Source organism: Sphingopyxis sp. H115 (assembly GCF_001468465.1).
Lineage (GTDB): Bacteria > Pseudomonadota > Alphaproteobacteria > Sphingomonadales > Sphingomonadaceae > Sphingopyxis.
Window position 1 is genome coordinate 136,676 of record NZ_LNSA01000004.1, and the last position, 12,276, is coordinate 148,951.

At 64.1% G+C, this 12,276-nt stretch carries 14 protein-coding genes; 8 read left to right on the top strand and 6 right to left on the bottom strand.

Features of this window, described 5'->3' with window-relative positions; all coding sequences use genetic code 11:
- Positions 1-120 precede the first annotated feature (120 nt).
- The 6 genes from ATE71_RS04670 to copC form a co-directional block, all read right to left on the bottom strand.
- Positions 121-579, bottom strand: a complete 459-nt coding sequence (locus ATE71_RS04670) for a YybH family protein (protein ID WP_058802310.1) — start codon at positions 577-579, stop codon at positions 121-123.
- Between the two features lie 46 nt (positions 580-625).
- Positions 626-2,947: a heavy metal translocating P-type ATPase gene (locus ATE71_RS04675; RefSeq protein ID WP_058802312.1), complete on the bottom strand. Its 2,322-nt coding sequence runs from the start codon at positions 2,945-2,947 to the stop codon at positions 626-628.
- Positions 2,948-3,112: 165 nt separating this feature from the next.
- A complete protein-coding gene (locus ATE71_RS04680; RefSeq protein WP_058802314.1) occupies positions 3,113-3,790 on the bottom strand; it encodes a class I SAM-dependent methyltransferase in 678 nt (225 codons plus the stop codon).
- A gap of 115 nt (positions 3,791-3,905) precedes the next feature.
- A complete protein-coding gene (locus ATE71_RS04685) occupies positions 3,906-4,595 on the bottom strand; it encodes a helix-turn-helix domain-containing protein (protein ID WP_058802398.1) in 690 nt (229 codons plus the stop codon).
- Between the two features lie 32 nt (positions 4,596-4,627).
- Positions 4,628-5,599: a copper homeostasis membrane protein CopD gene (copD, locus tag ATE71_RS04690; protein WP_058802316.1), complete on the bottom strand. Its 972-nt coding sequence runs from the start codon at positions 5,597-5,599 to the stop codon at positions 4,628-4,630.
- 6 nt (positions 5,600-5,605) lie between these two features.
- Positions 5,606-5,989, bottom strand: a complete 384-nt coding sequence (gene copC / locus ATE71_RS04695) for a copper homeostasis periplasmic binding protein CopC (protein ID WP_058802399.1) — start codon at positions 5,987-5,989, stop codon at positions 5,606-5,608.
- Positions 5,990-6,153: 164 nt separating this feature from the next.
- Here copC and ATE71_RS04700 point away from each other — a divergent pair, with 164 nt between their 5' ends.
- The 8 genes from ATE71_RS04700 to ATE71_RS22015 all read left to right on the top strand — a co-directional run bounded on the left by ATE71_RS04700 (position 6,154) and on the right by ATE71_RS22015 (position 11,958).
- Positions 6,154-6,399 carry a hypothetical protein gene (locus tag ATE71_RS04700; protein ID WP_152998646.1) on the top strand — a complete coding sequence of 82 codons (246 nt, stop codon included), beginning with the start codon at positions 6,154-6,156 and terminating at the stop codon, positions 6,397-6,399.
- Positions 6,400-6,401: 2 nt separating this feature from the next.
- On the top strand, positions 6,402-6,839 hold the full coding sequence (locus ATE71_RS04705; RefSeq protein ID WP_054731762.1) for a periplasmic heavy metal sensor: 438 nt from the start codon (positions 6,402-6,404) through the stop codon (positions 6,837-6,839).
- The gene (locus ATE71_RS04710; protein WP_058802319.1) at positions 6,836-7,420 is read left to right on the top strand and encodes an RNA polymerase sigma factor; all 585 of its coding nucleotides are present in this window, start codon (positions 6,836-6,838) and stop codon (positions 7,418-7,420) included. The genes ATE71_RS04705 and ATE71_RS04710 overlap by 4 nt, the downstream gene beginning before the upstream one ends.
- 119 nt (positions 7,421-7,539) lie before the next feature.
- Positions 7,540-9,375 (top strand): copper resistance system multicopper oxidase, encoded by a 1,836-nt coding sequence (locus ATE71_RS04715; RefSeq protein WP_414892465.1) that lies wholly within the window; start codon positions 7,540-7,542, stop codon positions 9,373-9,375.
- Complete coding sequence (locus ATE71_RS04720) at positions 9,372-10,589, top strand: copper resistance protein B (protein WP_058802322.1); 1,218 nt, start codon at positions 9,372-9,374, stop codon at positions 10,587-10,589. The genes ATE71_RS04715 and ATE71_RS04720 overlap by 4 nt, the downstream gene beginning before the upstream one ends.
- Positions 10,590-10,681: 92 nt before the next feature.
- Positions 10,682-11,071, top strand: a complete 390-nt coding sequence (locus ATE71_RS04725) for a DUF305 domain-containing protein (protein WP_234179369.1) — start codon at positions 10,682-10,684, stop codon at positions 11,069-11,071.
- A gap of 1 nt (position 11,072) precedes the next feature.
- Positions 11,073-11,597: a DUF411 domain-containing protein gene (locus ATE71_RS04730; RefSeq protein ID WP_058802324.1), complete on the top strand. Its 525-nt coding sequence runs from the start codon at positions 11,073-11,075 to the stop codon at positions 11,595-11,597.
- A 16-nt stretch (positions 11,598-11,613) separates the two neighbouring features.
- Positions 11,614-11,958 (top strand): hypothetical protein, encoded by a 345-nt coding sequence (locus ATE71_RS22015; RefSeq protein WP_152998647.1) that lies wholly within the window; start codon positions 11,614-11,616, stop codon positions 11,956-11,958.
- Positions 11,959-12,276: the final 318 nt, after the last annotated feature.

Below are 12,276 nucleotides of genomic sequence, written 5' to 3' on the forward strand. Positions count from 1 at the left end.
ATGTTCCTTGTCAGTCCTGGCGTCAAACTGAAATTGCGGCGCCTGGACTGCGGGGTTGTTCGCGAGCAGCCCCTCCGCGGTTACACCCGGGCCAGTTAATCCCTGTCCTGCCCGCCGCCATCAGGCCTTCGGCTTGCGCGAAGAACTGTGCAGGTTGATGATCCGCCACTTGCCGTCCGTCCATTTGAGCACGCTTGTCGCAACGCCATCGCGTTCGACCGTTTCGCCGCTCGCGAGTATGATCGTGTAGGAATAGGTCTCAGTGGCGATCGCAACCTCGCCTTCGCCCCGCACCGAAACCTTATAGCCCTTGAAGGCGAAGGACTTGAACGCCTTGAGCTCGGGCGCGAGATGATGGTCGCGATAATGGGCAAAATTCCCTTCGATGCCGCCCGACTCGAATATCTGGGCGTCAGGCGCGAACAAGGCTTCGACGCCCGACAGGTCGCGACTCTCGATCGCTTGCTTATATTGCGCCAGCGTCGCCGTCGCCGCTTGATAATCGGGGGTTGACGCAGCGTGGGCGGGAACCGCGATGACCAGCGCCAGTCCGATCACCGCCTGCTTGATACCTCTCATCTCTATTCTCTCTTTCTGTACGCGAGCGTTCTCCGCCACGCTTCGATTAGATTTTTGCGAACCGCAGCCGCAGCGAATTGGCGATCACGCTGACCGACGAGAGCGCCATCGCCGCGGCGGCGATGATCGGCGACAGGAGCAGCCCGAAGATCGGGTAAAGCACGCCCGCCGCCACCGGAATGCCCGCGGCATTATAGGCGAAGGCGAAGAAGAGATTCTGGCGGATATTCGCCATTGTCGCATGGCTGAGATGCCGCGCCCGCACGATGCCGAGGAGGTCGCCGCGCAATAGTGTGACGCCCGCGCTTTCGATGGCGACGTCGGTTCCCGAACCCATGGCGATGCCGACATCGGCGGCGGCAAGCGCGGGGGCGTCGTTGACCCCGTCGCCGGCCATGGCGACGATCCCGCCCTCTTCGCGCAGCCGCTGGACGACGGCGCTCTTCTGGTCGGGGAGGACGTCGGCCTCGACATTGTCGATGCCGAGCCGCCGTGCGATCGCCTCGGCGGTGACGCGATTGTCGCCGGTGAGCATGATGACCTTGATTCCGGCTTCGCGCAGCGCCGCGAGTGCGTCGCTCGTCGTCTCCTTGACCGGATCTGCGATAGCGATGACGCCGGCCGCCTTGCCGTTGACCGCGATGTAGATCGCCGTCGCGCCGTCAGTGCGAAGGCGGTCGGCCGCCGCGGCGAGTGCGCCCAGATCGACGTCATATTCTTCGAGAAAGCTCGCATTGCCAAGGACGATCGCCTTGTCGTCGACCGCCCCGACGATGCCCTTGCCGACCGGCTGGTCGACCCCCGATGGCTCCACCAGCGCGAGGCCGCGGTCTTCGGCCGCCCTGACGATCGCGGCCGCCAATGGATGTTCGCTGCTGCGCTCGAGGCTCGCGGCGATCCGCAGCACATCCTGCTCCTCGAAGCCGTCGGCGACTTCGATCGCGACGACCGAGGGCCTGCCTTCGGTCAGCGTCCCGGTCTTGTCGACGACGAGCGTGTCGACCTTCTCCATCCGTTCAAGCGCCTCGGCATTCTTGATCAGCACGCCGGCTTCGGCGCCGCGACCCACGCCGACCATGATCGACATCGGCGTAGCGAGGCCGAGCGCGCAGGGGCAGGCGATGATGAGCACCGAGACGGCGGCGATAAGGCCATAGGCCATGGCAGGCGCGGGGCCGAGAAGCGACCAGACAATGAAAGCGACAATGGCGACCACTATGACGCCGGGTACGAACCAGCCCGAAACGGTATCGGCAAGACGCTGGATCGGCGCCCGGCTGCGCTGCGCGTCGGCGACCATCTGTACGATCCGCGCGAGCATCGTATCGCGCCCGACCTTTTCGCTGCGCATGAGCAGGCCGCCGGTCTGGTTGATCGTCCCGCCGATCAGCGCCGCGCCGGCCTCCTTGGTCACCGGCATCGACTCGCCCGTGACCATCGATTCGTCCACCGTTCCGCGGCCTTCTAAGACGATGCCATCGACGGGGACTTTTTCGCCCGGACGGATGCGCAGCATGTCGCCGACCGCGACCTCCTCGAGCGCGACCTCTTCGTCGCTCCCGTCAGCGCGGACGCGCCGGGCGAGCTTCGGCGTCAGGTCAAGTAGCGCGCGGATTGCGCCGCTCGTCGTCTCGCGGGCCCTGAGTTCGAGCACCTGCCCGAGCAGCACCAGCACCGTGATTACCGCGGCGGCCTCGAAATAGACCGCGACCGAGCCGTCGGCGGCGCGGAAGGCTGCCGGGAAGATTTGCGGGACAATCGCCGCGATCATGCTGTAGCCCCAGGCAACGCCCGTTCCCATCGCAATGAGGGTGAACATGTTGAGGCTCTTGTTGCGGATCGAGAGCCAGGCGCGCTCGAAGAAGGGCCAGCCAGCCCATAAAACGACGGGGGTCGCGAGCAACATCTGGATCCAGTTGCTCGTCTGGCGGCCGACGACATCGTGGAGGCCCGTCAAATGGCCGCCCATCTCAAGTGCAAAGACTGGAAGGGCGAGAAGGAGGCCGACCCAGAAGCGACGCCGCATGTCGTGATATTCTTCGCTGGGGCCGTCCGACGCGGTTGGCATGACGGGCTCGAGTGCCATGCCGCAGATCGGGCAGCTTCCAGGGCCGGGGCGTTGGATCTCGGGATGCATGGGGCAGGTCCAGATGGCCCCCTCGGGTGCGTCGGCTGCGGTCGGCTCGCTTTTTGCGGCGTAAAGATCGGGATCGGCCTCGAATTTGGCGAGGCAGCCCGCGCTGCAAAAATGATGATGCTCGCCGCCGTGCGTCGCCATGTGCGGCGTCGTGGCCGGGTCGACCGTCATGCCGCAGACCGGATCGGTCGTGCTCCCGCTGCCATTTTCCGCGCCCTGATGATCGTGCATCGTCGCCGCTCCCGTACATATAGGATGCCCTCCTGGGGGTGGGGCGTCCGAACGCCGCCGGCCGTGTTCGCCGTTGACGGCTTTCCTGACGGTTCCAGAATGAAGCCGCTCCTATCGATACGCAAGAAGAGCAGTTATCCCTCGGATTTTCTTTGCCCCGTACAATCAGATCCGGGGCTTGCTGGCCTCGATGATCGCGATCGCACCGGTTGGCGTGCGAAACGTCTCAAGTTCGCGAACATCGCGAAAGCCGGCCTCTCTCATCAGCACCGGTAGCAATCCATCGGCGTTGGGCTGGGTGTCCTGGACGCCATCGAGCTGCTGGATCGTCAGGCGGAACAGCAACCGCATGAGGCGGCTGCGCTGTTCCCCATAGTCGGCGACATAGAGTTTGCCGCCGGGCGCGAGCACCTGCCAGGCTTCGCGCAGCAAACGCGCCTTTTCATCAAGTCCGACCTGATGAAGAACGAGGCACAGCGCTATCTTGGCGGGCGAAAGCCAATCGTCGATCGCCGAAGCCCCGAAAAAGCCAACGCGAAACTCCGGCAGTGGAACAATCTGCGCGGTCTTGGTTTGGGCAATTCGCGTTGCCGCTTCGTCGGGGTCGATGCCAAGATAGCGGACGCCCGGGCTATGGCGGGCGATCGCCAGCGCGAGATTGCCCGTACCCGAACCGATGTCGAGAATGACCTCTCCTTCGGCGAGCGCCATATGGTGAACGAGACGGTCGCGCCACACGCGCTCGCGCGTAGTCACCGCGACGCCGAAATCATAACAGGGCGTCAGGAAGTGATATCCTGCCGCTGGCGTGTAGGAACGCGCTACGGATATCGGGTCGGGCAAGGCCGTCTCCTTTCGACGCTTTGGCTTGCCGCTGGATTGCGGCCACGCGCGAGACGTTTAGGGGCGAGCTGGCGCGCCCGTCTTGAACGTTTCGCCGGAGCCAGGCGCGTGCCGCTCAGGGCACGATTTCGAAAGCGAAGGCGCTGAGGCCAGCCGAAGGCGTCACTCCGAGCCATTGGGCGCAGCGGCGCGTGAAGTGCGACTGATCGGCATAGCCTCCCGCCGCCGCGGCGTCGGCGAGACCTCCGCCGCCGACCAGCGCCCGCACTGCGCGCTGAAGCTGGAGCCATTGCAGCAATTTGGCCGGAGGCGCGCCGAAGTCGCGGCTGACGATTTCGCGCAGGCGCGAGGGTGAGAGGCAGGCAACGTCGGCCAAGGCGCGGGCACTCGACAAATCATCAGGGGCCGCGAGCGCCTCGGACAGGCGTGCATCCACCGGACGCGCCCGCGACCGATCGAGATAGCCTGACGCCCAGCGCTTTGCGTCCGCGCCGCTAGCGATATCGCATAGTCCGGCTGTCTCTACCGGTGTCAACAGGACAGGCGCCGATCCGACGGACAGCCGCGCGTCGGCGCGAAAAAGCGGGTCGAGATAAAATGATCGCACGAGGGCGCCTGGCGGCCCCAGGCGGTGCCGGACTTGCGACGCAATGGCTACCGCATGTCCGGCAGGGACTATCATGTCGGCATCGCCAGAAATTTCGAGGTCGCGTTCGACGGCGAGGCTGACCTGATGCGCCACATGGCCATGAGGACGGCTGTTCCCGATGCGCGCATCGATCAATGCCCAGCCGGTCCCGAGCATGATCGAGCCGGACCAGGAGACGGTGTTGAGCGTCAAACCGGATCGGCGGCGACGAACGGCTCGAGCGTCCCGAACCAGGCAACCAGCGCGAGTATGGCGAGCGCGGCCGACGCTTCGATGATCAGGCTCCTGCGCATTGCCGCGAGCGCCGCATCTGGATCGGAATCGACGCTTTCTGCATCGTCGCTTGCCGCCGTCGCCGCCGCGAGCGCAGGCGTCAGTCGCCAGCGATTGGCGGCCGCGAGCGCAAGCATCAGTCCAAACAGAGCGAGCTTGGCAAGGAGCAATTGTCCATAGGGCGACCCGAGAGACCGGCCGAGATTCTCGGCGCCGACGATCATCTGGCTATTGATGAAGCCGGTGGCGGCGATGACGAGGACGCAGATCGTGCCGACGCGCGAGAATTGATCGAGGCTCCGCGCCGCAATTTGGAGCCCGCCTGGCCATTCGCGGACACGACGTGGTGAGATCAGGATCAGGAAGGCGCCGATCGCGCCGATCCAGACCGCGGCTGCGATCAGATGCAAGATGTCGCTGACCCGGTGCACGGTGCCTGCGGCGCCTTCGGTCGCGCCGGCGTGGCCGGACCAGACCAGACTCGCGACGGCCACCGAGCCTGCGGCCGCGAGTACGGCGGCCGAAATTGTCGGCCAGCGGACCATCCAGATCGCGACTGCCAGCGCGAGCAGCAGCGCTGCGCTCCGGCAGACCCAGGCTGTGCCGACCTCGGTCTCGCGAACAAGGTCCCAGAAAGGCTGGAGTTCCAGGGAGAGGAGCCCCACACCCTGCATTGAAGCCGCAAGCACGCCCATCCCCAAGATGGAGAGAAGCAGTCCGGCGGCGCAGAGCCATCGCTCTGCGCGCCAGATCGAGGCCATCATCGGCTGCGGCGCAAGGCGTTCGCTCCGGGTCAGCGCAAAAAGCGGGAACGCAGCAAGACCGGCGATGAGCATCAGGTCCGCATAGAGTGCGAACCTGATGCCGATCAGAACAGGGTCCCCCACCGCCTTTTACTTTACGGTGAAGCTGAATTCGCTCCCCATGCGATGGGTATCGGCGCCGGCCGCGGACCATGTGACCTTGTAGGTTCCTGGCGTCAGCGGCCGCTTGAGCATCAGCATCGCCGACTTGCCCTCTTTGCCCATCATCGACGAGTAGGGCACCTTCATCGGCGCATGATTGGCCATGCCGGGCATTCCGGTCATGACCAGCTCGGTCTTGAGGGTCGAGGCGACGATCTTTTCGTTGAACTGCAGATTGACCGACGTGACCTTCGAAACGGTCGAATTGGCGGCCGGCGTCGAGCTGACGAGCTTGGTGTGCGCGCTCGCTGCGACCGGCGTGATAAGCAGTGCGAAAGCCGCCACTGCAGAGGGGAGAAGAGACTTGAACATGAACACCTCCAAATGCGTGTCTGTCCTGCTAATACGCAAGATATCGGCATAGCCCTCAAATATTCCGGTATAATATTCCAGTGTGAGGGGTGAAGCGCTTCGGCGCGTATGTACAATGATGGAAAGGTTTGAAGAGACGATCGATGGATGAGGAGCTTTGCATTTTGAACAGGATCGATCTGCCCGCAGCGCTCGACGCGCTCGACGATCGCATCATGGGCGCATTGGCGATCCGCCGGCGCGAAGCGGTAGCAACGCGCCGCCTGATGGCGCTCGCGGCCTTTGTCTCCCTTGGCGGCGGTATTTTTGCGGGGAGCGCGATTTCCCAGCCAGCGGTCGCGGCAAGTCCCCTTACCCCGTTCGGTCCGCCAAGCGCATTGGCGCCTTCCACCTTGCTGGACGTGCAGTAACGATGCCGTCGCGCCGTCTTCTTCTCGTGGGGCTCATTGCTTTCGCCGCGGCGATTGCCGGCGTGTTCGTCGGCCGTCTGGTGGCCGATGCGCCCAGAGCCAGCGAAACCGAACTTCATGCGCTTCTTCACGGTCAACTCGATCTGACCCCGGAGCAGGAAACGAAACTCGAGCGGATCGAAGCCGACTTTGCCGGTCGCCGGCAGGCGCTTGAGCTTGAGATGCGCGCCGCCAATGTCCGGCTCGCGCAGGCGATCGAAGCCGAGCATGGCTATGGACCGCGCGTCACGGAGGCGATCGACGAGACGCATGAGGTGATGGGGACGTTGCAGAAGGAAACGCTCCAGCATCTCTTCGCGATGCGCGGGGTTCTCAACCCCGATCAGGCGGAGATGTTCGACAAGAGCGTGGTCAAGGCGCTGACCGCCGATGCGCGGTGAGCGCCGACTTATCGCAATGTAGCGACCAGGATCTGGCGGCCTTTGCGCGCGCGCACCGCGAGGACGCCTATCGCGAGTTGCTGCGCCGTTACAAAACGGGTGTCTACCGGCTCATCGTAAAGCAGATCGGCGATGCCGACGAGGCGATGGATTTGACGCAGGAGACGTTCGTCTCCGGTTTTTCGGCGCTCGACCGCTATGATGGCGAACGCCCCTTCCGCACGTGGATCGCCCGTATCGCGCTCAACAAATGTCGCGACTGGGCAAGACGGCGAAAGGTGCGCGCCTTTTTCTCCCGCGCGCTCCCGCTCGAAAATGCGCATCACGTAGCAAGCGATGGTCCGGCGCCCGATTCCGAGGCGACCGACAGGCGAGAACTCGCCAGGGTTCGCGGGGCGATCGACCAGCTGCCGCAGAATTTGCGCGAAGTCTTGCTCCTCCGCGGTGTCGACGAGGTCAGCCAGGCCGAAACCGCGGTCATTTTGCGCGTCAGCGAGAAAACGGTCGAAACGCGCCTCTATCGAGCGCGGACCAGGCTCCGGGAATTACTCGCGGGAACATCCGCGAGTGCGGAGGGTTGACGGTTCGACCGCTGGTTCAGGCGGCATCCCCTCATCGTCCGGCATTTTTGTTGAGGGGCAGCCGTGCCGCCTGCGTATAGCTTTAGGAACAGTCAGCAACGGTCGGAAAGAATATGCAGATGGAAAGGCGTCGGTTCGTCAGTGGAGCTTTGGGCGGAGGGGCGGCTGCGGCGATGGCCACATGGTTCCCGGCCTGGGCCCAGCCGGTGTCGTCCGGCATTACCGCGCCCCTTCCGACCGTATCCGGTAACGACATCACGCTACGCATCGCGCGCCAGACGATGCGCATCGACGGCAAGGTCAGCCGTGCGATCGGGATCAACGGCACCGTGCCCGCGCCCCTCGTCCGGCTCAAGGAAGGGCAGACCGCGCGCCTGACCGTCGTCAACGATCTCGACGAGGATAGCTCGATCCACTGGCACGGCCTGATTCTGCCGTTCCAGATGGACGGCGTGCCCGGCGTCAGCTTCCCGGGTATCAAGCCGCGTTCGAAGTTTGTCTATGAATTCCCGGTCGTTCAATCGGGGACTTATTGGTATCACAGCCATTCGGGGCTTCAGGAACAACTCGGCCATTATGGCCCGATCGTCATCGATCCCGCGGGCGCCGACCCGATCGGCTACGACCGCGAGCATGTCGTCGTCCTGTCCGACCACAGTCAATTGTCGCCCGAGGCGATCTTCCGCAAGCTCAAGGTCAATCCCGGCCATTTCAACATGCAGCGCCAGACGCTGGCGGGCCTGCTTGCCGGCAGGGATCAACCGCTCAAGGAGCGGATCGATTGGGGCAAGATGCGGATGGACCCGACCGACGTCGCCGACGTCAATGGTTCGACCTACACTTTCCTCGTCAACGGCCATGGTCCGCGCGACAACTGGACCGCGCTCTTCAGCCCCGGCGAGCGGGTACGCCTGCGCATCGTCAATGCGTCGGCGATGACGATCTTCAACGTCCGCATCCCGGGCCTCAGGATGACCGTCGTCCAGGCTGATGGGCTCAATGTCGTGCCGACCGAGATTGACGAGTTCCAGATCGCGGTCGCCGAAACCTATGACGTCATCGTGACCCCGGTCGAGGACCGTGCTTATACGCTCGTTGCCGAGGCCAATGACCGCTCGGGCATGGGCCGCGCAACGCTCGCACCGCGCGCGGGCATGGTCGCCGAGGTGCCGCCGCTGCGCGAACGCCCGCTCGCGACCATGAAGGACATGGGCATGGGCGACATGTCGGGCGGCTCGATGGCTGGTATGGACCATTCGGGCGGCGATATGGGCGCCATGCCCATGCCGGCGAGCGATCCTTCCTGTCCCCCCGAGCATGCCAAGATGGGCCATTGTACGCCCGCAGGCGATGGCGGCGCGATGGCGGGCATGGATCATGGATCGGGCGGAGGCATGCAGCACAGCATGCGCGACTTCAGTGTCGCGCCGCAGGTCAAGCGCGATCCCAGCGTCCAGACGATCTCGCCGATGCCGATGGATCGCATGGGCGAGCCGGGGCAGGGTCTGGAAGATGTCGGGCACAAGGTGCTGACCTACCACGACCTTGTCGCACTCGAGCGCAACCCCGATACGCGCGCCGCCTCGCGCTCGCTCGACATCCATCTGACCGGCAATATGGAACGCTTCATGTGGTCGTTCGACGGCATCAAGATGTCCGACTATCACGAGCCCATCCCCTTCATCGAGGGAGAGCGCGTGCGGATCAACCTCATCAACGATTCGATGATGAGCCACCCGATCCACCTCCACGGCCATTTTTTCGAGCTGGTGACGGGCAAGGGCGACCGGTCGCCGCGCAAGCATACGGTGCTTGTCCAGCCGGGCGGCATCGCGAGCTTCGATTTCACCGCCGACGCGCTCGGCGACTGGGCCTTCCACTGCCACCTTCTTTATCACATGCATGCCGGGATGATGCGCGTCGTCAGCGTGCGCCCGAAGGGAGACGGCGAATGACCCGGATCGCGCTTCTCCTCGCGGGCATCGCCCCGCTGACATTTGCTGTGCCCGCTGCAGCGCAGTCGATGGATCATTCTATGCATGGTGCGGCGCCCGCTCCGACACCCGCTCCCTCGCCAACGCCAGCGCCAGCGCCGGTAGCGCAGCCCGCGCCCGAAGCGCCCGCCGAAGGGTCGATGGAGCAGATGGACCATGGGAACATGCAGGGCATGGACATGGAGCCCAATACTTCGACCTGCCCGCCCGAACATGCGGCGATGGGTCATTGTACGCCCGAGGCGGAGGCTTCGGACAAGGGCGCTTCTGACATGGGCGCGATGGATCATGGCACGGCGGCGCCGTCCGATCCCGATTGTCCGCCCGAACATGCCAAAATGGGCCATTGCACCCCGAAGGTCGGGTCTGCGGACCCCATGGCCGGAATGGAAGGCATGGCGACGATGAGCGGCGCCAGCGGCACCGACTTGCCGCCGGGCGATGCCGCCGCACCCGCTCCTCCCGGCGACTGGTATGCCGATCGCATCTACCCCAAAGCCGAAATGGAGCATTCGCGCCACGACATGATGAAAGAGAATGGCGCGCAGACCATCGCTTTCATCAGCTTCAACCTCGCCGAATATCAGGCGCGCAAAGGGCGCGATGGTTTCCGCTGGGACGGTGAGGCCTGGTATGGTGGCGACATCAACCGGCTGACGCTCAAGAGCGAAGGCGAAGGCGTGTTCGGCGAAGGCATCGAGAGCGCCGAGGTGCAGGCGCTCTACAGCCGGGCGATCGGGCCCTATTTCAACGCGCAAGCGGGTATCAGGCAGGATCTTGGGCCCGGCCCCGACCGCACCTATGCGACGATCGGCTTCGAGGGGCTCGCCCCCTATTGGTTCGAAGTCGAGGGCGCGCTGTTTCTTTCGAGCAAGGGTGACCTGCTCGCCCGGCTCGAAGGCTATTACGACCAGCGCATCACCCAGAAACTGATCCTCCAGCCGATGGCGGAAGTCAATTTTGCGCTCCAAGATGTCCCCGAGACCGGCGTTGGCTCGGGCCTCTCCGACTTCGAGCTCGGACTTCGTCTGCGTTACGAGGTCGTGAAGGAGTTCGCGCCTTATGTCGGCGTCGAATGGGCGCGCAAGGTCGGCGATACTGCGCGTTTTGCCCGCGCCGCGGGCGAGGATGCGAGCGGAGTCAGCTTCGTGATGGGGGTGCGGGCCTGGTTCTAGAAGTTTCGCGGGGTGGCGACACGTCGAGGAGAAATGCCGTGAAACCAGCCTATCGCAGCCTCGCGCTGCAGACGATCGTCAGCGGCGTCATCATGTATTTGGTGATGTTCGTCATGATCGACCGCCTCTCGAGCTTCTACAATAATCTCAACATGCTCTACATGACGCTGATGATGGTTTCGCCGATGGTCGTGCTGATGATCGTCGCAATGCCGGGCATGTTCCCATCGAAACGTCTCAATACGCTCCTGCTGCTGGGATCGGCAGGCGCCTTCTTCGGGAGCTTCGCGCTGATCCGGACACAGACGACGATCGGCGACACGGCCTTCTTGCGTTCGATGATCCCGCATCATTCGGGCGCGATCCTCATGTGCGAACAGGCTTCCCTCAAGGATGCCGAAATACGCGAACTGTGCCGCGGCATCATCGCGGGGCAGGCGGCCGAAATCGAACAGATGAAATCCATTCTCGCGAGGAAATGACATGAAAAGTCCGATGACGCGCCGCCACCTTCTCGGCCTGATCGCCGCCGGGTCGGGGGTGGCGCTTGCGGCATGCAATTCTTCCTCGGGACCGGCGGCAACCAGCGACAAAGACGGCGGGGCTCGCGAGCCCCGCGCCGATGCGGCGAACATCCGGCAGATGCTCGTCTATCGCGATCCCGAATGCGGATGCTGTGAAGCCTGGGCGGATATTGCGCGCGCGGCGGGCTATGCGGTGACCGTTGAGAACCGTTCCGACATGCCTGCCGTAAAGGCGCGATATGGTGTGCCCGACGAGCTAGCTTCGTGTCACACCGCGATCGTCGGTGGCTATGCCATCGAAGGCCATGTGCCGATGCCACATGTCGCGAAGCTGCTTCGCGACAAGCCGCGCGACATTCGCGGGATCGCCGTGCCTGGCATGCCGCGCGGATCTCCGGGCATGGAAATGCCGGATGGAAGCACCGACGCCTTCGAAGTGATGGCGTTCGCTGGCGACGGCAAGGTTGCGCAATTTCCCGCATGAGCTGTCGGAACGACAAGTGGAGATTGATATGATGAGATATACTCCCCTCGCGAGCGCCGCAGCGCTTATGGTCGCACTGGCGGGATGCGGCGCGGAGCCTGCGCAGAAGAGCGACACGGCGCCGAAACAAGGCGAAGTCCCTGCCGGTGAGGCCCCGGCAATGGTCGAGACTACGCCGGCTGCCGACGAGACGCCAACAGCCCCTGAAGCGGCACCGACAGAAGCAGCAAGGCCGACGGAGAATTCCAAACCTGCCGCAAAACCTGCTGTTCCGCCGCGGGCGAAGGCCGCGCCGGAAGCGCCGAAGCCCGTAGAAACCGAGCCCGATCCGCACGCCGGGCACGATATGGATAAAAAGTAAGAGATCATTTGCCGATGAGGCTTGTCGGCCGACCACCCAAGGACAGCCGGCATGAAGCGCCCGCCGGGACTGGTAATCACCCGCGGGACCGGCCGCCTGTTCGCCGCAATGGCGGGCGGCACCCGCAGATCATGCTGTTCGCGCCGGAGCCCGTCCGGGAGAATGGACCGGCGAGGCCGCGGGTTGGGCGCGGCGCGCCGCCGCGCGGCACGGAGCGAGAGATATAACTATATGGAATAACCATCTCGTTTTTAGCGATGAGTCGTGATTATTTCTGGTCATGCCACGGTCACAAAGATAGCTCGGTGGCGAAGCCGA